General features: G+C 36.4%; 22 protein-coding genes. 11 read left to right on the top strand and 11 right to left on the bottom strand.

Going from position 1 to position 25935, the window contains the following annotated elements; translation table 11 throughout:
- The first annotated feature begins 173 nt into the window (after nt 1–173).
- Genes dxs through AC0QT4_RS06085 form a run of 3 tightly spaced genes read left to right on the top strand, consistent with a single transcriptional unit; the run spans nt 174 to nt 4094 of the window.
- Complete coding sequence (gene dxs / locus AC0QT4_RS06095; protein WP_473200829.1) at nt 174–2090, top strand: 1-deoxy-D-xylulose-5-phosphate synthase; 1917 nt, start codon at nt 174–176, stop codon at nt 2088–2090.
- Nucleotides 2091–2097: 7 nt separating this feature from the next.
- Nucleotides 2098–2844: a TlyA family RNA methyltransferase gene (locus tag AC0QT4_RS06090; RefSeq protein ID WP_473200828.1), complete on the top strand. Its 747-nt coding sequence runs from the start codon at nt 2098–2100 to the stop codon at nt 2842–2844.
- The gene (locus tag AC0QT4_RS06085; protein WP_473200852.1) at nt 2841–4094 is read left to right on the top strand and encodes a class I SAM-dependent RNA methyltransferase; all 1254 of its coding nucleotides are present in this window, start codon (nt 2841–2843) and stop codon (nt 4092–4094) included. The genes AC0QT4_RS06090 and AC0QT4_RS06085 overlap by 4 nt, the downstream gene beginning before the upstream one ends.
- Before the next feature lie 64 nt (nt 4095–4158).
- On the opposite strand, the gene tldD is transcribed toward AC0QT4_RS06085, so the two are convergent.
- A complete protein-coding gene (tldD, locus tag AC0QT4_RS06080) occupies nt 4159–5577 on the bottom strand; it encodes a metalloprotease TldD (protein WP_473200827.1) in 1419 nt (472 codons plus the stop codon).
- Between the two features lie 107 nt (nt 5578–5684).
- A complete protein-coding gene (locus AC0QT4_RS06075) occupies nt 5685–6251 on the bottom strand; it encodes an invasion associated locus B family protein (RefSeq protein ID WP_473200826.1) in 567 nt (188 codons plus the stop codon).
- Nucleotides 6252–6605: 354 nt separating this feature from the next.
- Here AC0QT4_RS06075 and cyoE point away from each other — a divergent pair, with 354 nt between their 5' ends.
- The 4 genes from cyoE to rnhA all read left to right on the top strand — a co-directional run bounded on the left by cyoE (nt 6606) and on the right by rnhA (nt 10223).
- Entirely contained in the window at nt 6606–7541 is a 936-nt protein-coding gene (gene cyoE / locus AC0QT4_RS06070; protein ID WP_473200825.1) for a heme o synthase, read from the top strand.
- Between the two features lie 200 nt (nt 7542–7741).
- Nucleotides 7742–8791 carry a 4-hydroxy-3-methylbut-2-enyl diphosphate reductase gene (gene ispH / locus AC0QT4_RS06065; RefSeq protein ID WP_473200824.1) on the top strand — a complete coding sequence of 350 codons (1050 nt, stop codon included), beginning with the start codon at nt 7742–7744 and terminating at the stop codon, nt 8789–8791.
- Nucleotides 8791–9750 carry a homoserine kinase gene (locus AC0QT4_RS06060; RefSeq protein WP_473200823.1) on the top strand — a complete coding sequence of 320 codons (960 nt, stop codon included), beginning with the start codon at nt 8791–8793 and terminating at the stop codon, nt 9748–9750. The genes ispH and AC0QT4_RS06060 overlap by 1 nt, the downstream gene beginning before the upstream one ends.
- Nucleotides 9751–9755: 5 nt before the next feature.
- Nucleotides 9756–10223, top strand: a complete 468-nt coding sequence (gene rnhA / locus AC0QT4_RS06055) for a ribonuclease HI (protein ID WP_473200822.1) — start codon at nt 9756–9758, stop codon at nt 10221–10223.
- A 49-nt stretch (nt 10224–10272) separates the two neighbouring features.
- Here the strand turns inward: rnhA and AC0QT4_RS06050 are convergent, their stop codons facing one another.
- On the bottom strand, nt 10273–11127 hold the full coding sequence (locus tag AC0QT4_RS06050) for a protein-disulfide reductase DsbD domain-containing protein (RefSeq protein WP_473200821.1): 855 nt from the start codon (nt 11125–11127) through the stop codon (nt 10273–10275).
- Nucleotides 11128–11198: 71 nt separating this feature from the next.
- On the opposite strand from AC0QT4_RS06050, the gene AC0QT4_RS06045 reads away from it, so the two are divergent.
- Nucleotides 11199–11783 (top strand): YqgE/AlgH family protein, encoded by a 585-nt coding sequence (locus AC0QT4_RS06045; RefSeq protein ID WP_473200820.1) that lies wholly within the window; start codon nt 11199–11201, stop codon nt 11781–11783.
- Nucleotides 11784–11851: 68 nt separating this feature from the next.
- On the opposite strand, the gene AC0QT4_RS06040 is transcribed toward AC0QT4_RS06045, so the two are convergent.
- The 7 genes from AC0QT4_RS06040 to AC0QT4_RS06010 form a co-directional block, all read right to left on the bottom strand.
- Nucleotides 11852–14737 carry an EAL domain-containing protein gene (locus AC0QT4_RS06040; protein ID WP_473200819.1) on the bottom strand — a complete coding sequence of 962 codons (2886 nt, stop codon included), beginning with the start codon at nt 14735–14737 and terminating at the stop codon, nt 11852–11854.
- Nucleotides 14738–15161: 424 nt separating this feature from the next.
- Entirely contained in the window at nt 15162–16454 is a 1293-nt protein-coding gene (locus AC0QT4_RS06035; RefSeq protein WP_473200818.1) for a M16 family metallopeptidase, read from the bottom strand.
- A gap of 84 nt (nt 16455–16538) precedes the next feature.
- Nucleotides 16539–17936 carry a threonine synthase gene (gene thrC, locus AC0QT4_RS06030; RefSeq protein WP_473200817.1) on the bottom strand — a complete coding sequence of 466 codons (1398 nt, stop codon included), beginning with the start codon at nt 17934–17936 and terminating at the stop codon, nt 16539–16541.
- Between the two features lie 626 nt (nt 17937–18562).
- Entirely contained in the window at nt 18563–18919 is a 357-nt protein-coding gene (locus AC0QT4_RS06025; protein WP_473200816.1) for a hypothetical protein, read from the bottom strand.
- Between the two features lie 152 nt (nt 18920–19071).
- A complete protein-coding gene (locus AC0QT4_RS06020; protein ID WP_473200815.1) occupies nt 19072–19416 on the bottom strand; it encodes a hypothetical protein in 345 nt (114 codons plus the stop codon).
- 126 nt (nt 19417–19542) lie between these two features.
- Nucleotides 19543–19881 (bottom strand): hypothetical protein, encoded by a 339-nt coding sequence (locus AC0QT4_RS06015; protein ID WP_473200814.1) that lies wholly within the window; start codon nt 19879–19881, stop codon nt 19543–19545.
- A 976-nt stretch (nt 19882–20857) separates the two neighbouring features.
- Entirely contained in the window at nt 20858–21559 is a 702-nt protein-coding gene (locus AC0QT4_RS06010) for an HAD family hydrolase (RefSeq protein WP_473200813.1), read from the bottom strand.
- A gap of 330 nt (nt 21560–21889) precedes the next feature.
- On the opposite strand from AC0QT4_RS06010, the gene AC0QT4_RS06005 reads away from it, so the two are divergent.
- Nucleotides 21890–23026: a DNA methyltransferase gene (locus AC0QT4_RS06005; protein WP_473200812.1), complete on the top strand. Its 1137-nt coding sequence runs from the start codon at nt 21890–21892 to the stop codon at nt 23024–23026.
- 278 nt (nt 23027–23304) lie between these two features.
- Here the strand turns inward: AC0QT4_RS06005 and mutY are convergent, their stop codons facing one another.
- Nucleotides 23305–24411, bottom strand: coding sequence for an A/G-specific adenine glycosylase (mutY, locus tag AC0QT4_RS06000; RefSeq protein ID WP_473200811.1), 1107 nt, complete (start codon nt 24409–24411; stop codon nt 23305–23307).
- Between the two features lie 160 nt (nt 24412–24571).
- On the opposite strand from mutY, the gene AC0QT4_RS05995 reads away from it, so the two are divergent.
- Nucleotides 24572–25072: a DUF721 domain-containing protein gene (locus AC0QT4_RS05995; protein ID WP_473200810.1), complete on the top strand. Its 501-nt coding sequence runs from the start codon at nt 24572–24574 to the stop codon at nt 25070–25072.
- 83 nt (nt 25073–25155) lie between these two features.
- A complete protein-coding gene (locus AC0QT4_RS05990) occupies nt 25156–25812 on the top strand; it encodes a DsbA family protein (protein WP_473200809.1) in 657 nt (218 codons plus the stop codon).
- The last annotated feature ends 123 nt before the right edge of the window (nt 25813–25935 follow it).

Below are 25935 nucleotides of genomic sequence, written 5' to 3'. Positions count from 1 at the left end.
GGAACGAATTTTATCCGTTCCTTTTTATAAAATAAATGAGTACATGGGAAAACCATAAATTATCATCAAGAAAGAATGTTTTTCAGTAAAGATATGCAAAATAATAAATGAATAGAAGGGAGGCATATTCTTACTATTTCACCTCTTGATGAGATAATATTAAGGAGTTTTTTTTGTCACGGACATTGACGCCATTGCTTGACCGTATTTGTTTACCGCATGATTTACGGGCATTCCCTGAGTCTGATTTGGTAAGAGTAGCCGATGAATTGCGGACGGAAACAATTAATGCGGTTTCCGTAACAGGGGGGCATCTTGGGGCAGGGCTTGGTGTTGTTGAGCTTACTGTTGCGTTGCATTATATTTTTAATACACCAGAGGATAGGATTATTTGGGATGTTGGTCATCAAGCCTATCCGCATAAAATTTTGACAGGGCGTAGAGAGAGAATTCGTACATTGCGTCAGGAGGGCGGATTATCAGGTTTCACAAAGCGTTCAGAAAGTGTGTATGATCCATTTGGTGCCGGTCATTCTTCTACTTCTATTTCGTCTGGCCTTGGTATGGCTGTGGCTAGTGCTTTAAAAGCAGAGGAAAGGCGCAACATCATTGCTGTCATTGGTGATGGTGCTATGTCTGCTGGTATGGCTTATGAAGCGATGAATAATGCCGGAGCTTTGAATGCGCGTTTGATTGTTGTTCTTAATGATAACGATATGTCTATTGCACCACCTACAGGTGCTATGAGCGCGCATCTTGCACGATTAGTTTCTCGGCCTGCTTATCGTAGTTTACGCGAACGGATAAAGGGATTAGGCGAAAAATTGCCTAAATTTTTTTTAGATAAAGCACGTCTTTCAGAGGAATTTGCCCGTGGTTTTTTGGTTGGGGGAACTTTATTTGAAGAGCTTGGTTTTTACTATGTTGGTCCCATAGATGGTCACAATTTAAAGCATTTGTTGCCTGTTTTTAAAAATATTCGTGAATATTCCAATGGTCCTGTTTTGGTGCATGTGGTTACACATAAGGGGAAAGGATACGCACCTGCAGAAGCATCATCTGATAAATATCATGGTGTGAATCGTTTTGATATTACAACAGGAAAACAGGTTAAAGCACAAAGTAATGTTCTTCCCTATACGAAGGTATTTTCTAAAGCTTTAATAGAAGAAGCTTGCCATGATGATAAGATTGTTAGTATAACGGCGGCTATGCCTACGGGCACAGGACTTGATGCTTTTGCTGAGAAATTTCCTGAAAGAATGTTTGATGTTGGTATTGCTGAACAGCATGCGGTAACCTTTGCTGCTGGTATTGCTTGTGAGGGGTATAAGCCTTTCGTTGCAATTTATTCTACTTTTTTACAACGCGCTTATGATCAGATTATCCATGATGTATCAATTCAAAAGTTACCCGTGCGCTTTGCAATTGATCGAGCGGGATTTGTTGGAGCAGATGGTGCAACGCATGCTGGCAGTTTTGATATTGTTTTTTTGGCTACGCTTCCTGAGTTTGTGGTTATGGCACCTTCTGATGAAATCGAACTGATGCATATGATTCGTACCGCTGCAGCTTATGATGAGGGGCCAATTTCTTTTCGTTATCCGCGTGGTGAAGGTATTGGAATAGATTTACCACAGCGCGGTGACTTATTAGAGATTGGAAAAGGGCGTATTCTGCGAGAAGGAACAAGAATAGCATTGGTTTGTTTTGGAACGCGAATGTCGGAAGTGTTGGTCGCTGCTGAGGCGTTGGATGCGGAGGGGCTGTCTACGACAGTTGCAGATGCACGGTTTGTAAAACCTTTGGATAAGGATTTGATGCGTCGTTTGGCACGTGAGCATGAAGTCTTAGTAACAATTGAGGAAGGTGCAATAGGTGGATTTGGAGCACACTTATTACAATTTTTAGCGCAAGAAGGGCTTTTAGAACGTGGTTTGAAAGTTCGCACATTAAAATTTCCTGATGAATATTTAAACCACGGTTCACCAGAGAAAGTTCTGTCGCGTATAGGACTTGATAGTGTTGGTATTGTGAAGACAGTTTTTACTGCTTTGGGACGAAAAATTCGGACAGTGCAGAAATTTTGAGTATGAGATGGACGTTAAGAAAAGGCTTGATGTTCTTTTAGTTGAAAAACACTTTTTTACGACTCGTTCACGAGCGCGTGATGCTATTGTGCGCAAAACTGTTAAAGTAAATGGTGAAGTCATTTTAAAGGTTGGGCAACTCATTTCTGATAACGCTGAGATTGTCGTTTGCGATCCAGCGCAGAATTACGTTTCGCGTGCAGCGTTAAAATTGATGAGTGCACTCGATACATTTCCGATTATAACGGATAAAGTCATTGCCATTGATATTGGGGCATCGACAGGTGGTTTTACACAGGTTCTTTTAGAACGTGGTGCTGCTCATGTTATTGCTGTTGATGTTGGTCATCATCAATTGGATAAACGTTTATCTGGTAATAATGCGATAACCTTATTAGAAGGTTTAAATGTTAGAGATCTGCAACGAGAACATTTAGGTGGGCGGGTAATTGATCTGATCGTTTCAGACGTCAGCTTTATTTCTCTTAAACTCGCATTACCTCCTGTTTTATCTTTAGCCAAGAAGGGGGCTCAAGCTGTTTTATTGGTAAAGCCTCAATTTGAGGTTGGCCGTAAACACCTTGGTAAGGGTGGGGTATTGAAAGATCCATCAATGGCTAAAGAGACTGCTGAAGAGCTCTTTGATTGGTTAAATACGCAAAGAGGATGGAAGGCAAAAGATTTACTTCTCTCACCAATTACAGGGAGTGGTGGGAATTTAGAATATTTATTATTTGGAGAAAAATGTGCGTGAATCATAATGCCATAATCGATTATATTGGGGCGAATGGTAATGGTGTGATCAAATCATTAGATGGCGTGCTTTATGTTCCTTTTACTTTACCAGGAGAGCATGCTGAGATCGCAATCCATGGAAAATATGCTAATGTTATAGCATTAAAAGAAAAATCGCCAGAACGTATTGATGCTCTTTGTCAGCATTTTGGAGAATGTGGCGGATGCGCACTTCAGCATTGGCGGGCTGATGTTTATCATATATGGAAACGACAACTGGTTGTTGACGCGCTTCAAGAGTATGGACTTGATGTTATTGTTTCACCTTTAATAGAATGTAAGCCCTATAGTCGGCGGCGTATTACTCTAACAGCAGTCATGACACCACAAGGTTATAGAGTCGGTTTTAATCGTCATCTCTCTCATGAAATTGTAGCTGTTGAGGAATGTCCAGTAAGCTGTCCAGAAATTATGTCTAAACTAGATGATATCAGGGGGCTTTGTGCTCTTCTAAGCAACCATGTAAAACGTTTTCGTATAACGATAACACAGGTTGAGAATGGTTTAGATGTTGCTTTAAAGGGTTTTGTTATACGCCATGAGTCACTTCGACAGAAAATGGTATATGCAGCCCTTTCATACGGTATTACGCGGTTGTCGCTTGAAGGTGAAGTTTTGGTTGAACAAGAAAAACCATTGATTTACTTTGAAGATATCTGTGTTGAGTTTTCTACCGGTGGGTTTCTCCAAGCAACTCTTGAAGCAGAAAATATAATGGGCAATATTATTTTGTCTCATTTAAAAAAAGCAAAGAATGCTCTTGATTTATTTTCTGGGATAGGAACATTCACATTCCGCATGGCCAAAAAGCTGAATGTCCATGCGGTAGAAAATGATGAGAAAGCATTAGCAAATTTAGAGCGAGCAGCACATTTTGCAACTGGTTTAAAATCAGTAACATGTGAAAAACGCGATCTTTTCCGCCGTCCACTTTCGGTGAAGGAACTTGAGTGTTTTGATTCTGTTGTTTTTGATCCTCCACGTGCTGGTGCAGAACAACAAGTCCGTGAATTAGCGAAGACAACAGTCCCTCGTATAGTAGCTATTTCATGCAATCCTATCACATTTGCTCGCGATTTATCTCTTCTTATTGCGGGTGGTTATACAGTAGAACAGATTGTACCGATTGATCAATTTTTATGGTCACCACATGTTGAAATTGTTGCTGTTTTGAGTAAACGCAAAGCAAAAGCGACGTGGAAACTTTAGACTCAATCAAAAAGCTCTTTTATATTTTATTGAGATTTTCTTAATTAAGTTGAATTGGCATATTTTATGAAAGTGCTGTTCCACCAATTGTCATATTATTAATTCGCAGATGAGGTTGCCCGACGCCAACAGGAACGTTTTGTCCAGCTTTTCCGCACATACCGATACCATTATCAAGTTTGCTATCATTGCCAATCATTGTAATACGTTTCATGGCATCTGGACCGTTTCCGATAAGGGTTGCTCCTTTAATAGGTGCTACAATTTTGCCATTTTCTACTCTGTACGCTTCAGTGCATTCAAAGACAAATTTTCCAGAAGTGATATCAACTTGTCCTCCACCAAATGAAACCGCGTAAATACCGCTTTTTAATGAGGATAGAATTTCTTCAGGTGTTTTATCGCCTCCTAGCATGATCGTATTGGTCATCCGCGGCATTGGTGCATGTGCATAGGATTCACGCCGTCCGTTTCCGGTTGGATTAACCCCCATAAGCCTTGCATTTAGCCTATCTTGCATAAAACCGATAAGTTTTCCATCTTCAATAAGAACATTATATCCTGATGGAGTTCCTTCATCATCGACAGTGAGTGAACCACGGCATTGGGGAATTGTACCATCATCAACAACTGTAACACCTTTGGCAGCAATTTGTTGACCCAAAAGTCCGGCAAAAACAGAGGTTCTTTTGCGGTTAAAATCACCTTCTAAACCATGACCTACGGCTTCATGAAGCATAACACCTGGCCATCCATTGGCTAAAACAACATCGAATGTTCCTGCTGGTGCTGATTCTGCTTCTAAGTTTATGAGAGCCATACGCAAAGCTTCATCAGCAGCCATTTTCCAATTTTCTTCATGAATGAATTGGCTAAATGCTTGTCGTCCTCCACATCCATAAAAGCCATTTTCACGCCGACTACCTTCAGCAGCAACGACAGATATAGCAAGCCGCACAAGAGGACGAGTATCACGAATCAAATGACCATCTGCGCGTAAAATTTCGACGTGTTGCAGTGACCCCGCAAGAGAAACTGTAACTTGATGCAATTTATCATTTTTTGCACGTAAATAAGTATCAATTTTTTGTAAAAGAGCACTTTTTTCTTCAAATGATGGAGTCTCAAGGGGATTATGTGGTTGATAAAGTTTTTTATTTGTTTGTTGAGGCGCTGCGCTATAAGATTCCGCTTGATTATTATAGGTAACAGCTTTAGCTGCTTCACTGGCACGTTTGAGAGCAGCGGCTGATAATTCACTAGAGTACGCATATCCAGTAGCTTCCCCCGCAACAACCCGCAGACCAAATCCCATATCTTGATGAAATGAGCCGTTTTTAAGTTGTCCATTATCAAATAAAAGCGTTTCGCTTTCTGTATATTCAAGGTAGAGCTCGCCATCATCAGCATAATGAAGCGTTTCTTGTACAAGTGATTGCACTTTAGATGAGGCAATATCAAACTGTTCAATCAGTGATTTCATAAGAGTTATCCTATTTTCATGAGCACTTGGAAGATTTCCTTTTATCTTTTTTAGAAACTGTTGAGTGTGTTCTGAGGGTTTAATCATTCAATGTGCATAAATTTTATTTATGTTGGTAAAGTTACATAGGCTTGATGAAGACCTTGGAGATCAATGACGCCTCCAACAGCTTGCTCAGGAGTTGTAAAAATAAAGTAAGTTGCCATTTTTGCCTTAAAAAAGAGCTGTAATATGTCTTCTTTAAGAATCGCTTCAGCAACACAAGTATCACCAAGACAACGACGATATTCTAGTCTTCCCATATTTTTATCATCAATTTTAAGTCCAACACCAGGGCGTAACTCAACACGGATTGGAACAAAAACACGCATCAAAGCCCCCTGATTTTTAGGGAGTTTATAGAAGGTAACGCGCAGCGTAATGTCATGGCGATCTTGTGTGTGTACATTTTGTACAATCTCACATTGCAGATTAGGCGTTCCTGGTGGTAAAGAGCAGACTTTTGTCCATGCACCATAGGTTTGTGGAACAGGAACATCTTGCATATGAGGTGTTTGTGCCTGTGTAGAAATATTACAGAGTGTATAGATAATACCAACAGAGAAAGTTTTTTTAATCAATTTATAAAGTATCACAGAAAACCCTAACCACCGTATCATTACATTATTATGCATAGCTTTGTATAAAAAAGAATTCTCAAGCCGAAATTATACCATAAAACCATTATCTTCCCAAACATATTAATCCGTATGCACAAAATAAAAGAGTATGTCTATGTCATAGAGGAGGACAAGACTTTTAGCGTTGCTTTATGATGTTTGGTATGATGTATATAGTAAGCTGGTCGTATGAGAAATAATATGTTAAAATAATAATGTGTTAAAATGTTGCAAATATTTTGACCTATTTGAGAAGGGGAGAGGTATTTTATATGTTTTCAAAAATCATTGTACTATTAATTGGTTTTTTTCTTATGCTAGACAGTATTTGTTTGTGGATGATAGAAATGAAAAAGGTTTTTGAGTGGAATGTCTATTTCAGGAGAATTGTCGGCTGCAAGTGGTAAATCAATTCCGCCAAAATCGGGTATTGGTGATTATATCACGTTATTAAAACCACGGGTTATGTCACTTGTCGTATTTACAGCTCTAGTTGGACTTGTTCTCTCTCCAGTTCCGATTAGTCCATTGTATGGTTTTTTAGCCATTTTGTGTATTGCTCTAGGTGGTGGTGGTGCGGGAGCGCTTAATATGTGGTATGATGCTGACATTGATGCAGTGATGGAACGTACCAAAAATCGTCCTATTCCCACCGGTAAAATCAGCTCCAAACATGCGTTTGTTTTTGGCATGTTTTTTTCTGTTTTTTCTGTGTTAATTATGGGAATCTGTATTAATTGGTTTGCAGCCCTTTTTCTTGCATTCACAATTTTCTTTTATGTCGTTATCTATACAATTTGGCTAAAGCGCATAACGCCACAAAATATTGTTATTGGTGGAGCATCTGGAGCTTTCCCACCAATGATTGGATGGGCTGTAACAACAGGGACAGTGAGTATTGAGAGTTTTTTATTATTTTTAATCATTTTTATGTGGACTCCACCACATTTTTGGTCTCTTTCTTTATTTTCATCTCTTGATTATGATGCAGCGGGTATTCCTATGATGCCTAATGTTCGAGGCGAACAATCAACAAAAAAACAGATTTTGTTTTACACTATCCTTATGGCCATCTGTGCTTCTGGACCTTATGTCATTGGTTTAGCAGGAATTTCCTATGGCATTTTTTCAACAATTTTGAGCATTGTTTTTATTTGTTTTTCGTATCGTTTATGGAAAGCCGATACACATGATGCAACGATTTTGATGGCAAAAAAGACGTTTTTCTTTTCGTTGTTTTATTTAGCCGCTTTATTCGGAGTTCTTTTAGTTGAAGCTCTCGTTTGGCATTTTGTTTTCATCTAGAACAGTGCAATAAAAAAGCGAATTAAAAATAACTTTTCCTGAAGAATATATGCTAAGAGAGAACCAAATATGATCCTATTCTCGAGGAAGGTAGTATTTCGCAGTTTTTTTCTTTATATCGTTTATATCATGCATAACAATAGTCTGGACAATAACCTGTTTGAAACTATTGTGAAAATTATAGATATTAAGGATGATTTATGTCTTTACTTCCTCCTTTAACAATGCGTCTTTGCGGACCACGTGGATTTTGTGCAGGGGTTGATCGCGCTATTCAAATTGTTCTTCTTGCATTAAAAAAATATGGTGCTCCAGTGTACGTTCGTCATGAAATTGTTCACAACCGCTATGTAGTTGAAGGATTGCAGCAACGTGGGGCTGTTTTTGTTGAAGAACTTGATGAGATTCCAGAGGAACATCGTAACCAGCCTGTCGTATTTTCTGCCCATGGTGTGCCAAAATCTGTATCAGAAGAAGCGCGTCGCTATAATTTGTTTTATCTTGATGCAACATGTCCGTTGGTTTCCAAGGTTCATAAACAAGCGATACGGCATCAACGGCATGGCCGTCATGTTATATTAATTGGTCATTCTGGTCATCCTGAGGTGATAGGAACAATGGGACAGCTTGAAAAAGGAGCTGTGACATTAATTGAAACGATTGAAGATGCTTTACATTATCAACCAAATGATCCGAATAAATTAGGATTTGTGACACAAACAACACTTTCTGTTGAGGATACAGCAGAGATTCTTGATGTTTTACAACGACGTTTTCCTGCATTAGAATCACCAGCTGCTGAATCAATTTGTTATGCTACCACGAATCGACAAGATGCTGTTAAAGCAGCAGCAATGGGAAGCGATTTATTTTTGATTGTTGGAGCGCCGAACTCTTCTAATTCGCGACGCTTAGTAGAGGTTGCTGAAAGATCTGGTGCGCAACAGGCTGTTTTAGTTCAGCGGGTTGATGAAATTGATTTTGATCATTTGGGAGCTCTTTCTGTTGTAAGTCTTTCAGCTGGAGCTTCTGCTCCTGAAATTATTATTGATGAAATTATTTCAGCTTTTCGTGCACGCTACGATGTTACAATAGAATTGGCTGAAACTGTAGTGGAAACGGAAATATTTTTGGTGAGTCGTGAATTACGTGATGTCACTTTAACAGCTCAAGATACGGCTTTTGTTAATGGCCAAGCTGAGATACTGAAAAACAAAAAAACAGGATCTCCTATAACGAAAGCAAAATAATGGCAGTTTATACAAATATTCATCCAAATGATTTGAAGGTATTTTTGTCACGTTATTCGGTTGGCTCACTTTTATCTTATCAAGGGATAGCGGAGGGAATCGAGAATTCTAATTTTATGCTGTATACGACAGAAGGGAGATTTGTTCTAACACTTTATGAAAAACGTATTTCAAAAGATGATTTGCCTTTTTTTTGCAATCTTATGCTGCATTTAAGGCAGCGTGGAATTCCTTGCCCTCAACCAGTCGTGCAAAACGATGGGACAATGATTGGTGAATTAGCAGGGCGCCCTGCTGCTATTATTACTTTTCTGGAAGGAATGTGGATTCGTCAGCCCAAGATATGTCATTGTGGCGAGGTAGGAACGAGTTTAGCAAAATTGCATTTAGCAGGACAGGGTTTTACACTCAGCCGTAAAAATACTCTTTCTGTTATGGGTTGGAAATTATTGTGGGAACAGTGCAAAAAGAGCAAAGATAGATTGTTAAAAGAGCTTGAGCAAAAAATTAATAGGGAATTGTCTTTTTTACAAGAAAATTGGCCATCAAATTTACCAACAGGGATTATTCACGCTGATTTATTTAATGATAATGTCTTTTTTTTGAATCATCGTCTCTCTGGTATTATAGACTTCTATTTTGCGTGTAATGATTTTTTTGCTTATGACTTGGCTATCTGTTTGAATGCTTGGTGCTTTGAACAGGATCATTCCTATAATCTTAGTAAAGCACGTAGGTTATTAGAAAATTATCAAAAAATAAGACCTTTAACACTTTTAGAAATGAAAACCATGATTTTATTAGCGCGTGGTGCTTCTTTACGTTTTTTACTCACACGCCTTTATGATTGGTTTTATACACCACCAGAGAGCTTTGTCGTTAAGAAAGATCCATGGGAATATTGGCATAAGCTTTGTTTTTTCAGTAATATAAGTTCATTGAGTGAACTAGGTTTGTAAATTGTATGTTAAATCAACAAAAAGTCGTTGAAATTTATACAGATGGTGCTTGTTCCGGTAATCCTGGGGTCGGAGGATGGGGAGCAATTTTACGCTGGAATGGACATGAACGTGAACTTTATGGTGGAGAAATACAAACAACCAACAATCAAATGGAACTGATGGCAGCAATTCATGCGTTACAGGCACTTAAAGAATCTTGTTCTATCGATCTTTATACAGATTCAGTTTATGTCCGCAACGGAATCTCTATGTGGCTTGAAGGTTGGAAGAAGAATAATTGGCGTACTATATCAAAAAGTCCTGTAAAAAATAAAGAGTTGTGGCAGGCTCTTGAAGAGGTTTGTTCTCGTCATACTATTCGATGGCATTGGGTAAAAGGGCATGCAGGGCACCCCGATAATGAACGGGCAGATGCTCTTGCGCGGAAAGCAATTACTGAGTATCGCCAAAACGGATATTTTAAGAAATAGCCCTTTCTGTAAACCTTCCTCTTTATTACCGAATACTAAGTAGGGATGTTTATCTATTAAGTGTAAATGTACCACTTAAAGCGTGATTTTTAAAAGAAACTGTATAAAAAACTTTGTCGTTTGCTTCATCTGGCATGAAATAGATTGGAGCCTTAAAGAGTGTATAGTTGGTGTTTTCACTTACTTTTTTTGCTGGTCCAATTTGCATTTCTCCTCCATCTAAAAAGAGAGAATGAGGGGGAATTTCATAATTATTGTGTATTTTGATAAAGAGAGTGTTTATCTTTTTTTCAGCGTTTATTTTAATTTCATGATGCGTTGTACGGGGTAAGGCATCTTGAGCTTCCTTTAACAAGGACAAAGGAAGACGTTTGTTTTTTTGAATAGATGGAGAAAAATCAAAATTAACAGTAAACGGAAGGCAGATTTTGTAACATAATCCAATAGTTAAAGTACCACTTAAATTGTTGCTTGAACCGGAAATCCTGAAAGGTAATACGACTTTATCTTTATAGCCGAATGACCAGTCATTTTCTGTTTCATAGAGCTGTGGCGTAGGATAAAAGATTTCATAAGAAACCTGTTGGTTGAAGTGAAAAAATGCTGCTATGCCTGAATTGCCTGGATTACGCCAATAGGTTTTCCATTTTGGTTTAAGAGCAATTTCAATAATACCGTCTCTTATTCCAGAAGGAGAGGGTTCGCTAATAGCTAATCTGATACCCCCACCATCTGATTCATACCAAGATGTTGCAAGAAGAGATGCGTTTTGTTTTGTTTGAGCTCTGATAGGAAAATTGAGTAATTCTAAAATTGTGAATGTTAAGACTAAAGTAACTAAAAGTTTTTTATAAGAGCAAATTACACTATTTTGTGAACTTGTAAATGTTTGGATTTTTTTCATTGGAGCTTTATTTTCCTGTTGTACTAACTAGAGTGAATTTTATCATGTAAATTATGGAGAATAACAGATTGATGAAGCAGTGTAATGGCTTTTTGGGGGGACAGTTGCTTATAGCAATGCCAGGGATGAATGACAAACGCTTTATGCGTTCTGTTATTTATATTTGCGCGCATTCTGATGCTGGTGCTATGGGGATTATTCTCAATCAATTGCACCATATTGATTTTCCAGAGCTTTTGTTTCATCTTGGCGTCATAAACAGTGGCCAAAAAAAATGCCTTTCTGAACCAATAAAAAAGTTTCCAGTACGCTATGGTGGACCTGTAGATCCTTCACGGGGATTTGTTCTTCATTCTGATGATTATACTTGTGAAGAGACTGTTTCTATTGCAGATAAGATCTGTTTTACTGCAACGATTGATATATTAAAAGCAATCAGTTGTGAACAAGGTCCACAACATGCACTGATTGCATTAGGTTATGCTGGATGGAAAGCTGGACAGCTCGAGGCAGAAATTTCTACAAATGGTTGGTTAATTAGCTCTACATCACCTAGTTTTCTTTTTGAAAGTGATTTAAGCTGCAAATATAATGAAAGCTTACTCCGCATGGGGATTAACCCAACACATCTCACTTCTGAAATGGGGCACGCGTAGGATTTTATTTTATATTTCGAGTTTTTTGATTTTATACAATGTCCTATCCGCTCTGTACGGCTTTTCCATCATGTTTTTGCTATATAAGGAAAATGATTTTGAACGAGAGTGATTAATTCCTCGATAGAAACTGGCTTAGTTACAAGTGTGCTTTGAACATATTTACAGCCTTCTTGACGGAGGAAGATTGCTTCTTTTTCATTTTCAACGCCTTCTGCGATGATTTGCAAATTAAGATCGGTTGCCATATTGATAATGGACTTGAGAACAAGCTTTTTTTTGAGGGAATCTATAGAGATAAGTGAACGATCCAATTTAACCATGTCGAATGGATAACGCACAAGATAAGCCAGTGACGAATAACCTGTTCCAAAATTATCGAGTGCAAGATTCATTCCAAGAGCTTTAACTTGTTCAAGAAAGTGTGCTGATTGTTCAGGATTTTTTCTTAAAACAAACTCGGATATTTCTATCATCAAGCCCCCTTTATTGAGCGGGTGGCGAAGTAAAGTGGAGCGTAATTGACTGATGAAGCGAGGATGAACCATCTCTGTGCTAGGTAAGTTAATTGAAATAAAGAAAGATTGTTGGGAAAATTTTTCTTGTACATTTGTAAGATCAAGGACGGCATTATCGATAATAAATTGTGATAAATCCATAATGATTTGTTCATTTTCTACGATCTTGATAAAATCAGAGACATTTAATTTTCCATAATTTGGATGATGCCATTCTACAATTGTTTCAAAACCAATAATGTACCCATCTGATAAATTAAGGATAGGATGGTAGAGGATTTTTATTTCATTACGTTTTATGGCGTAATGAATATCTTTCCCCATAGTATTATGTTCGATGCCTAAAGTGCGAAAATTGGGGCGAAAAGGTTCAATATGGTTACCCCCCATTTGTTTTGCGCGGATCATTGCTAGTTCACTATCATCTAAAATATCTTTAGCGGTGGACCTACTTTCACTCCATGTGACGAGTCCAATTGATGTTGAAAGCATTATTTTTTTTTCTGTAAGTGAAATAGGTGCAGAAATTGTTTTGTGCAGATGATCTGCAAATGCTGCAATTTTCTGGGGTTCAGTTTCACTAAGTAAAATAATTGCAAAACGGTCAGCGGAAAGACGTGATAAGGTATCTTGAAAATTAATGAGGCGGCTTAAACGGCGTGCTATGACGAGTAATACAGTGTCACCAACAGCTATGCCTAATTTGCGATTAATTTGACGGAAATTATCAAAGTCAATCATAAAGACAGTTGGTCTAATTTGGATATTTGCTTTAGCCAAAGAAGTATAGTTTTGTAGCCTGTCGAAGAAAATTTGTTGGTTAGGAAGTCCTGTTAAGCTGTCGTGAATAGCATCGTGCAACAAACGTTCTTCAGCTTTTTTGTGGTTGGTAATATTAACAATTGTTCCAATGACACGCGTAATTTTTCCATCTTTTTGCATAGCTGGTCGTGCACGAAGAGAGAACCAATGATAATAACCACCACCAGAAGAGAGCCGAAAAACTTGATCAATCCGCCCTTTTTTGTTTTTAAGAATAATGTCCAATATGGCTTGAAAGCGCTCACGATCATCGTGGTGCAATGCTGAAATCCAGTTGCGCATAGGACCATTGAGTTTGTGGGTTTCAGCCCCAAAAAGGGTTGCCATATTGGGGTGTACAACAATGCGATCACGCTCAACATTCCAGTCCCAAATAATGTTACCAGCTCCTTTTGCTGCAAGAACTTGTTGTTCAAGGTCAGAAAATATTCCTTCATGGAAAGCATCATTGGAAAAAGTTTGCTGCAAGACAGTAAAGCTAATAAGAAGGACAATGAGGACCAATCCCCCTGCTAACGCTGGCTGGATAATATCATTATTTAAATACCCTGCTATGCAGGCATAAGCTCCAACACACCAGAAGCTAATGAGCAGCCATGTTGGAATAAGCATGATTGCGCGGTCATAGCTTCGGATCGAAAAATAGCTGATTAAAATTATACCAAGTATGGCGGTAAGTCCAAAAGACAGACGAGCAATTCCAGCAGCTCTGGTTGGATCATAAATAGCAAATGTTCCCAAAGCACAAAGAGCGATGGTCCATATGATTGCACCATAACTGAAGTGATAGTGCCAACGGTTAAGGCATAGATAGGTAAAAAGGAAAATGAAAAGTGTAGCGGCAAGCGCTACTTCTGTACCAGCACGCCAGATCGGTTGCGTTGTTAAATTAATTGCAAAGAATTTATTTAAAAAGTTAAAGTCTATGCCAATATAAAAGAGTACGGCCCAAGCGATAGCCGCTGTTGCAGGAAAGAGTCCTGTTCCGCGAACGACAAAAAGAACGGTTAACAAGAGGGCTAAAAGACCAGATATACCAAGAAGAATACCATGATAAAGTGTATAAGAATTGATTGCATCTTTATAGGCTTCAGGTTGCCATAAATAGATTTGTGGTAGATTTCCAGAGTTAAGTTCAGCAACAAATGTAACGACAGCACCAGGGTTCAGTGTAATACGAAAGATATCAGAGTTTGCACTCGCTTGACGATCGAGAGAAAAGCCCTCACTTGGGGTAATAGATTGAATCCGCGCTGATCCGAGGTCTGGCCAAAGAAATCCTGAATGAGCCATACGATAATGCGGGGCAACAATAAGACGGTCGATTTGTTCGTCTGTTGGATTTGCAAGGGAAAAGACTGCCCAATTCCCAGAAAAATTTTCGCTTTTTGCTTGGACCTCAATACGCCATACAATACCATCTGGTCCAGGTGCTGTACTTGTTTGAAAAATAGTATCGTTTGTATGATAAATTTTTATTGCTTTTGAAAGATCAAGAGCTGCATCTTGAGAAGAAATTTTAACTGGTTCGATTGCATGCGCTAACGTAGGGTGGATAAAAGAACTGACAATTACAATGAAAATGATGTCAATGATTTTACGCAAACTCTTCACAATGTCCCACTCTCAGTATTATAGAATATTTAATTTCAATCTAGATTTTCGAGAAAAAACGTCCACCTTTATAATTTCTTCTACATAACAAGCGGTTATTATTTTCTTTTGAAAAGTTATAAGATGTTATACAAAAACATATTAATCTCTCATTTGCTTTAGTGAAGCTTGTATCTGATAGATTTTTATATTTTTGTAGGGCAAAACTAAACCATGGGTTTTCACATTTCATAGAGATAACTTCGCTTACCAATTACTTTATCACATGAAGCAGGGGTTTGGTAGTTTTGTACAGCTCTTTAATAAATATTTCCCAAACTTATTTAGTGAAAAGAACTTTCATGGTAAATTTTATTATAAAATCTTTGTATATTATGAGTGAGCTGTTTTATAAAGGCTTATATCTCCAATATGTGCGAAATTCTCAGGGAAAACTTTGTTTAATCTTGCTTTTTGTATGAAGAATTGATGTTAAATCATCAAAATTCATAAGGGGACCAACAGGTCCGACAGCAGCTAATGTTGGAGTAGAATGAAGACAAAGGCGATGCGCTAAATCAGTTAATCTTGCAGGAGTAATGAGATCTAAGCGTTCCATTGTTTCGGATATTGGAATTGGTCGACCGTAAAGAAGCATTTGGCGAGCAATGAGATGTGCTTGACTAGATGGGTTTTCCTGTGACATTGTGAGGTTAGCGCGGTATTGCGCTTGTGCTCGTTGAAGCTCATTGGCATGAATATTTTTGCTAGCTTTAGAAAGCTCATCAAGAATTACAGGAAGGAGTTCTTTTAGTTTTTTTTGTTCAGTGGCGGCATGAATTCCAAAAAGTCCAGTATCTGAAAATCCCCAATGAAAAGCATAAATAGAATAGCATAATCCCCGCTTTTCTCTCACCTCTTGGAAGAGACGTGATGACATACCTCCGCCAAGTATAATTGAAAGAATTTGAGCCGTATAAAAGTCACGTGCGTGATAAGCGCGCCCTTCAAAACCAAGAACCACTTGTGTGTCCATTAAATCGCGATATTCACGAAAGTCTCCACCAACATAATTAGCAAGAGTTGTCAGTGGTGCTGTTGCATGAGGACGAAAAGTGCTAAGGCGCTGTTCAACCTCTTGCAGAAAATCTTTGTGCTTTACAGCTCCTGCTGCAACGACGATCATACGGTCTGCACTATACTGCTGATTCATGAAATTATGGAGGTCAGCAGATGTAAATGATTGAATTGTTTTCTGAGTCCCTAGAATAGAACGACCAAGAGCCTGGTGACGAAAAGCTGTTTCAGTAAAGTGATCAAAAACAATATCATCAGGGACATCATGAGCGGCACCAATTTCTTGAAAAACCACCTGTTTTTCCCGTTCTAGTTCATTTTCATCAAATTTTGAACACATCAAAATATCAGCGAGAATATCAATAGCAAGCGGCACATCATTTTTAAGGACACGTGCAAAATAAGCAGTTGTTTCAGTACTGGTCGTAGCATTGATTTCACCGCCAACATCTTCAATATCAGTTGCAATCTGAAAGGCTGTACGGTTTTCCGTTCCTTTGAAAGCCATATGTTCGAGAAGATGAGCGATACCATGTTGTGTATAGGTTTCATTGCGTGAGCCAACTTTAACCCAAATTCCGAGCGCTACACTTTCAATTTGTTGCATTGTATGTGTGGCGATAGTCAAACCATTACTAAGGCGACTGATATCTACACGCATGTGTTTATGACTCCATTAAATAAGCCAAATACCTTATTGTTAAGGATATTGGAATATTGTTGATTTGACTCAATGCAGCTAACTTCAATAAGATGCACGCGATTTTAAAGAAATATAATCTTTTACTATTTTTTCATCATTCGCAAGACTTATAAAACGTTCTTCGCGTTTCATTAAATCGTTGATATAGGATGGAGTGGGGGCATTAATTCCACAGGCATTTTTGATAGCATCAGGAAATTTAGCAGGATGAGCGGTGGCAAGGACGATCATTGGAATATGTGGTTGCTTATTTTCGCGTGCTACTTTAAGAGCAACAGCTGTGTGTGGATCAGCGAGATAGCTGCTTTCTTTATAAACATGGTCAATCATTTGAGCTGTTTCAGCTATGTTGCTTTTTCCAGCAGAAAATAGAGAACGAATATTTTTAAGCTGTTTTTCATCAAGATGGAAACATCCTGATTTTCTTAAGTTTTCCATTGCACAGCGAATCCATACAGGATCACGTTCGCCACTTTCAAAGAGCAAGCGTTCAAAATTAGAAGAGACTTGAATGTCCATGGACGGTGATGTTGTGTGGATTATTGGTTGTGTTTCATAAATACCGCTGGTTAATGTGCGTGCGAGAATGTCATTATCATTCGTTGCAATGATGAGCTTTGCGATTGGTAATCCCATACGGGCTGCAACATAACCTGCAAAAATATCACCGAAATTTCCAGTAGGAACAGTAAATGAGACGGCTCTATCAGGAGCACCAAGGGAGAGTGCAGATGAAAAATAATAAACAATTTGCGCCATGATACGTGCCCAATTTATAGAGTTAACACCTGAAAGCGCTGTTTTTTGTCGAAAATTATGATCGTTAAACATTGCTTTGACAAGTGCCTGGCAATCATCAAAGTTTCCGTCAATAGCAATGGCATGAACATTACTGCTTTGATTAGTCGTCATTTGTCTTTGTTGAATAGGTGATACGCGTCCTTTGGGAAACAAAATGAAAACGTCTGAATGTTTTCTTCCAGCGAAGGCTTGTATTGCCGCACCCCCAGTATCACCTGATGTGGCAGCAATAATTGTTGCTCGTTTGTTTTTTTTAGTGAGAACGTAATCCATTAATCTAGAAAGAAACTGCATTGCAACATCTTTAAATGCCAAAGTAGGACCATGAAAAAGTTCAAGGATAAATTCATCTGTTTTAGTTTGTAGCAATGGACAGATTGCAGGGTGATTAAAAGTGGCATAAGATTCAGCAATCATATTTTCAAAAGCTGTATATTCGATTTCATTATTTACAAAAGGCCAAAGAATTGTTTTAGCAATTGTCGCATAGGATTGACCGCGAAGCGCTCGTAATGCATTAGGTGATAATTGAGGAAAATTTTCTGGTAGATAAAGTCCACCATCATGAGCTAAACCAGTCATGATTGTTTCAGTAAAGCCTAGAATAGGGGCTTTACCTCTTGTGCTAATATATTTCATGAATCTTTTCTTTCATTTATTTGCAGTAAAATGATGAAATTATATATTTCATGTTTTTAACAATATTCAAATTATTAAATGAATGAAAGTTTGTTTGCTTATGCTTATAAATAATAAAAAATCAATGGTAAAAGAAACAGCAACATTAGAACTTTTAGATATTTTAATTATAACATATTGAATATTAATGATTTTTTTGTAAAAGAAAAAACAACTCTGTTCTTCATGAGGTTTATAAGTTGTATTATTTGCTGAACATTATGATTGTACAAAAAAACATCTAACGCATAAATTTCAGAAACTTAATGACGGGTTTTTATTTTTTCTCCTAACTTTATATATTCAACAACGCCTGTGGTAATTAAACTTTGTGAAGTCGCATATTATGATTTATATTGAAGGATTTACGAAATAATTTCATAATATTTTTTGTGTAACTTGTGGATTAATGGCTTTATTTAGTTTAAATTATCAATTTTCACGCTAATGAGTTATTATATTTATACTAAACATTATAAATAATAAAAAAAGTCATCTATGGGAAGCATAAAGAAACCTGCCCCAATTATTTGAGGCAGGTTGTAATTTAAAGATTTATTTTAGAAAAAATAAACAGATAATTGAAATTACTTTGTTTTTCCTATTCCTATTCCTATTAATCCACTGAATAGAGCCATAAGAAACCCAGTGAAAGCACCAAAAATCATAGCTCCTATTGTAGTAAAAGTGCCTATTGTAATGGGATCAAATACTTTCTGAAATTCTCCTTCAATAGCGTCTTCATTTTCAACCCCATGTTTTAAAATTGGAACATAAAGAGTAGCAATATTGATTGTTTTCTTTTTTACCTGCTCTATTAAAGAAATATCTTCTTGTTGTGCGTTATTGCTCAAATGACTTGCATGAACATTCAGAATTTGTGCAAAAGAGAAAGCAATTGCTATAAGAATACTCAACATATGATTTTTAAACACTTTAATCATAATTTCACCTCAAATATTTTAAAATTTTAATAAAGAAACCTTTTGGTATTACCGATAAATAAGATTGGTACATTATGTATTTTACTTAATATAAATAACAAATAATTCGGTTATACTCAGGTACTATATTGAGAAATTTTATATATAAACGTTCAGCGAGTGCGGAATTGTTTTATTACCCACGCTAAGAACATGCCCACTATAGATGCTCCATATCCAGCTAACATTGCAATACCAAAAGTTCCTAATGTAATGGGCTCAAGCACTTTCTCAAATTTTCCTTCAACGGGAGTATCTTTTGTTTCTCCATAATTTAGACTGGGAACATAGAAAGCTGCAAGACGAGTTGCCTTCTCTTGTACTTGTTCTATTACAGAAACATCTTCTCGGGGTGCGTTATTGCTCAAATGACTTGCATGAACATTCAGAGTTTGTGAAAGAAAAAAAGCAGTCACTATAAAAGTATTTAATATATAACTTTTAAACAATTTTTTCATAATTTCGCCTCAAATACTTTCTATTTTAAATATAAAAAGATGAATAAATAAATATAGAATATAAGAGTTTTACTTATAATTATATTTTATACAAAATATAATTATTTTGACTTTTTAGTAAAAGGTTTATTTAAATATTGATACGATGTCCTTTACCAATCCTACGAGAAAACTTACTACATATCCAATAACAAAAACTCCTACTGCTATAGTAAGAGGCTCAGCCACCACCTTTTCCACTTTTCCTTCAATGACATTTCCATTTATTGTTCCATAACTTACTGTTGGAACAGAGAAAGCAGTTGTACCAACTGTTGCATATGTTACATTTTCCGTTACGCATTCAACACTTTCTTTTTGAGTGTTGTTACTCGAATAATTTGCATGAACATTCAGAGTTTGTGAAAGAAAAAAAGCAGTCGCTATAAAAATACTTAATGAATGTTTTTTTAATACGTTAACCATAATTTTACCTCAAAATATCATCTAATTTTTATTAACATGTAAAAGATAATTTTATTTGCAAATACTTATTAATAGAACAAAAATAAATACAAATCATATTATCATATTACATAGTACACACGCCATATACTACATTATGAATCAATAATCAAGAATAAAATGTCTACATTGTGTGTTTTACTATATATGCATAACTGAATTATATATTATATTTTATTTTCTAAAAGTGTTTTTGATAAATTTATATATGTATATTTATGTTTTAAAATTGGTATAATTTATCAAAAAGTCTTATTTTAAAAGTGGTAAATATATATAATTACAGAAGAGAACAATTTATCAGGATAAAAGAAGACTTTTTGTGTATTTTTAATTGTCTATATTTTTTATGATTTTTTTTGCTTTATAAATTAGGTGAATAATAAAGAGTATGAGTATATTTTGCATTGATAAATAATACAATAGTGAATAATAAAAACACTCCTTATAATCGATATAAGATATTTTGTGAATTTTGTTTCAATGTATTAAAGGAATAAATGATTAATACCAATTTTATTAATAATAAAATTATAAAAAATGGATATAAAAATCATAATTATCAATATTTTATTTAAATAAAATTATAGTTATTTTTATATTTTTATCCATAGTGATGATTATTATAGATGATAGGCTCTAAATTTCATATTAGTATATTCAATTGTTATAATTACATTGTTCTTATCTATAGAAGATAAGAGTATGATTCAATCTTAAGGTCTATCAATTTTGTATTTTTTTATGATACGAAGAAGAATGTATATTTTTTTAGCGTAAGTGAAATCTAAATTGAGGAAAGATAAAGATTTCACCGATTATAATAATGATACAAGAGTATTATTTATAATACCGAGCCGCTTTAATCAGGTCAAGGTATCTTGATAAGAGTGCTCCTTAATTAAGCATACGCATTGATAGATCTCCAGAGAGCTTTTTATGATTGATCCTGCCATACTGCCATTGCCTCTAAAACTTCTAGTAAATGAGCATGTTTGGCTATAACCGTTTCAGCACCAGCTTCTGCAAGTACATGAGAGTGCCCAAGATAACTATGTGATCCTCCAGTAAAGCCGATGACGCGCATGCCCGCTGCAGATGCTGCATGTACGCCATGAAGTGAATCCTCTATAACAATAGTATTTTGGGGATCAGCGTGTAACTGTTGTGCTGCGAAAAGAAAAACATCAGGAGCTGGTTTTGTTTTTTTTGTTCCAACTTCAGGAGCAGAAAATATTTTATTTTTATCATCAAAAAAACTGTACAAATCAACGATAGTAAGCATCTCTTTGATATTTATGCTTTTTGCATTAGAACAGATACAGTAGGGATAAAGAGTTTGAATGTTCTCTATTGCTTCTCTTATCCCATCAAGAGCATGTAAATCAGTTTTTATTTGTGCTCGAAAAAGATTTGACATTTGATTTATGAGATGAGCAGAGACTGGTTTTCCTGTTTCTTGTTCAACTTGTTTAAGGATATCTAGAAAGGCCAGCCCTGAATAACGTTCCCCTAATTCTTCAGGTGATATGTTATATCCTGTTTCTTTAAGCAATTGAGATCCAATTTTTGCTGCGAGATATTCAGAGTCTACTAAAACTCCATCACAATCAAAAATAATGAGATCTATCTGAGGCATGAGATATTCCTTTAATATATTATCGTAGTTTAAAAATTTTTATAAAAATGCCATTGAGACGATTTTATTTCATTAAAATATGATTTGAAAGTGATTCTTATTCATGTAACAAAATAAAAGATACGAGAACAGCACATTGAAGGGAAGAAAATAAGGATTTATCAGTATAAAATTTCCTTATTTTTCCTGAAATAATAAAAATACGTATCACTTTTATGAGGATTTTAACGATACATTTACTCTATTTTGTAAATATGGATTGGTAATGCGGGCCTATAAACCATTTAGATTGATTATAGGGTAAATTCAGTTCATTTCGTTGGGTTTTTCATGACAGTTATTCAGCTTCAAAAAGATTTTGTTCACACTCTTTCACGGGTACCATGGCGCAATAAAATTTTCAAAGGGGATTGTGTTGCAGTCTTGGAAAAACTTCCAAAACATTCAGTGGATATGATTTTTGCTGATCCACCTTATAATCTACAATTAGATGGTGCTTTATATCGTCCAGATTATTCGCTTGTTGATGCGGTTGATGATGCATGGGATCAGTTTGAGAGTTTTGCTGCTTATGATGCTTTCACACGCGCATGGCTGCTTGCTTGCCGTCGTGTCTTGAAACCCAACGGGACAATTTGGGTTATAGGATCTTACCATAATATTTTTCGAGTTGGTACGACATTGCAAGATTTAGGTTTTTGGATGCTTAATGACATCGTTTGGCGTAAAAATAATCCGATGCCTAATTTTCGGGGGCGCCGCTTTCAAAATGCTCATGAGACGCTTATTTGGGCTGTCCGAGATCAAAAAGATAAAAAATATACATTTAATTATGACGCCTTAAAAGCTGCGAATGAAGATCTACAAATGCGTTCAGATTGGCTTTTCCCTCTGTGTACTGGTGCCGAGCGTTTAAAAGATGAGGCAGGGCGTAAATTGCACCCAACACAAAAGCCACAAGCATTATTAGCCCGTATTATTATGGCTTCTAGCAAGCCTGGTGATGTTATTCTTGACCCGTTTTTTGGTTCAGGGACGACAGGTGCTGTTGCCAAACTTTTAGGGCGTGATTTTGTAGGTATTGAACGTGAGCAAGACTACATTGATGCAGCCTGTGAGAGGATTGCAGCGGTTAAACCTTTAGATAAACCAGAATTAGCAATTTTGGATAAGAAAAAAGCAGAACCGCGTGTCGCATTCAATAGTTTACTTGAAGCAGGTTTACTCCATCCAGGGGAAGTTCTTTATGATCGCAAGAAGCAAGTATCTGCTATTGTAAGGGCTGATGGTACGGTTATGCATGGTGGTGAAGCCGGTTCTATTCATGCAATGGGACGAAAGGCTCAACAATCACAAAGCTGTAACGGTTGGACTTTTTGGTATTATGAAGAAAATGGACGATTGAAATCGATAGATGACTTAAGAATGATAATACGTTCACAGATGTTAAAAACTGGTGTTTTATGAAGGACTAATCTAGCTGTATCATTATTGTATCCGCGAGCTCTAATGTTGCACTTTCATATTTAGGTAATTTATCAAAAATATATTTACTGGTTTCTTAAATGTTTTTTATTCACATGTCCTCCTGTTTATGACCTGTAAGAAAATGTTTTTATGGTTCATGATTAGGGGGAAATAAGGAAGATCGCTCTATTTGAGGTTTTTATTCAAGTTTCAGGATAGGAATTATCATTATAAATCAATGTGTTTTATGAAAGAATGTTATGGATTAAATTAAAAAGTTATTTTAATCGAAAAGAATGAGGGATCGCTACGGAAATAGCTTTTTTCATGACAGTAGGCAGTGCTTCTTCAGCAAGATTCTGGATATCGCACCACCAGCCATTTTCACGATTTATTTCATGAACACAGCTAGTATAGTAAACATCAAGTTTGAGGGAAAAATGGGTAAAGACATGCGTAATTTGTCCTTTGAACTGCCAATTGGCGATAAAGGGAGCGTTTTGGAGTCCGTTTTCATTGTTTATTCCAATATTGTTAGGGATTTGGGTCATTCCACCGAGCAGTTTTTTATCCTGTCGTTTTTCTAAATAAATTTGTTTATTTTCATTAAGTACAACAAAAGCAACACCAGTTTTTGAAGGGCGTTCTTTTTTAGGAGCTTTGACTGGAAAAGACTCCATTATTTTCATCTTTGCAGCTCTACACAAATTTTGAAGAGGGCAGAGATAACAAGATGGTTTACGTGGCGTACAAATGGTTGCTCCCAGATCCATCATCGCTTGAGCAAAATCTCCAGGGCGATTTAAAGGAGTTATTTTTTGTGTTTTTTCTCTGATTTCGGCTTTTGCTTTTGGCAATATTGAAGCGATAGCAAATAAACGGGTTACAACGCGTTCAACATTGCCATCAACAACTGCTACAGGGTGATTAAAAGCGATTGCGGCAATAGCGGCAGCAGTGTACTCTCCAATACCGGGAAGAGTTCGCAATATTTTTGCGGATTGTGGAAATTGTCCTCCGTAGTTTTCAACAAGCTGTTTAGCACAATTTATAAGATTACGTGCACGTGAATAATAGCCAAGTCCAGCCCATGCTTTCATGATATCCTCTTGTGAAGCTTTCGCTAAAAAAGAGAGATTAGGCCAAAGTTTCAGAAATTTTTGAAAATATGGTTTCACGGCTTCGACAGTTGTTTGTTGAAGCATGATTTCAGAAAGCCAAACTTGGTAAGGATCAGGGCGAACTCCTTGTCTTTGTTTCTCTGGGGTAATACGCCATGGTAAATGTCGGTGTTTTTGATCATACCAAGAAAGGAGGCGTGAAGAAATTTCATGCATGATTGTTTTGAACCACAGGAAGATGTAAAAAGCAAAAGAAAAAAGCATCTATTTTACAAATCAGTTTTTTCTTTTTCTTCTATTATAAAAGCTTTGGTTAGCTAAGAATTGGACTTTGTTGATATTTGATGAGATATTTGGGGGAATAGTTTTTCAGATGAAAGAAATGTTTATAATTTAGGGCATGACTAAATGTTGATTTAGAAAAATGAGAAAACGATTTAAAAAGCGCTATTTTTACTCTCTTTCTGAGACGGTATCTAAAATGCTTGATCCAGTTTTATGTAAACGGACAGGGCTTAATGTCGCGCTTATAGAGCATTGGCCACAGATTGCAGGTCATGGTATAGGTGAACATACAATGCCGCTTAAAATTATTTGGAAACGTCGGGCTAATCAGGATGACGTTTTCCAACCTGCAACACTTGTTGTGAGCTGTGAAGGATTTTCTGCTTTAAAACTGATGCATGAAACCGATGAATTGCTTCATAGAATAAATGTTTTTTTTGGATATATTGCTATTGATCGTATCAAGATTGAACAAAGATGTATATCTGTTTTGAAGAATCACTTACCGATGAAGCCTAATCCGAATGAAAAAGACAAAAAACGTATAGAAAAAATGGTTAAAGAGGTTGAAGATGAAAATTTACGCCAATCACTTTATGAACTTGGTTGTTGCATTTTTGCAGAAAAGCATAATAAATAGAAAGCTATTTTACATCTTTTCCTTTAGTCTGTAAGAGGGTGTTAAGTTCTTATTTGTTCAATAACAATAGAAAAGTATTATTTATGATAAAATGTCGTTCTTTTTTATCTTTTGGGATGATTTTTCTTTTAACGGCAGTTGTGCAGATCGGTGCAACTGTTACTTTTGCTAGGGATACTAAGCCAATTTCGACTGTTGATATGGCTGAACTTCTTCAATCTGGAAAAGTTAAGGATAGGTTTGAAGGAGAAAAGAATGCACCAGTAACAATTGTTGAATATGCTTCATTGACATGTATTCATTGTGCATATTTTTATAATGATATACTTCCACAAATTCGTAAAAAATATATCAAAACAGGAAAAGTAAAACTTATTTTCCGAGATTATGCTTTTGATCCTCGAGCAACAGCGGGGTTTATGCTGGCGCGATGTGCACCAGAAGATCGCTATTTTCCTTTGATAGAGGTTTTATTTCAAAAACAGCAGGAGTGGGTTTGGGAAAAAGATGCTTTAACACCCTTGAAAAAAATTGGTTTAATGGCCGGCTTTACGGCTGAAAGTTTTAATGCTTGCCTTAAAAATCAGTCCATTTTAGATGAAGTGAATGCATCCTTTGAGCGTGGTCAGGAGCTTGGTGTTACAGCGACACCGACATTCTTCATTAATGGTAATAAGTATGAAGGTGTTATGTCAGTAGAATCCTTCTTTTCGGTGATTGATAGTTTTCTTAAAAACTAATCTTCTTTCTAGGAAGTGGGTATTGATACTTGTAGCCGTTTTTCTTTTGGAAGGATTAGTTTTACGCATTTCTGAAGCAATATTTTTTTGTTTAGCCAATTTTGGATTGAAGCATTGCTTTTT

Source organism: Bartonella sp. EBT8, assembly GCF_055796165.1.
This window is presented reverse-complemented; position numbering and strand designations above follow the sequence as displayed.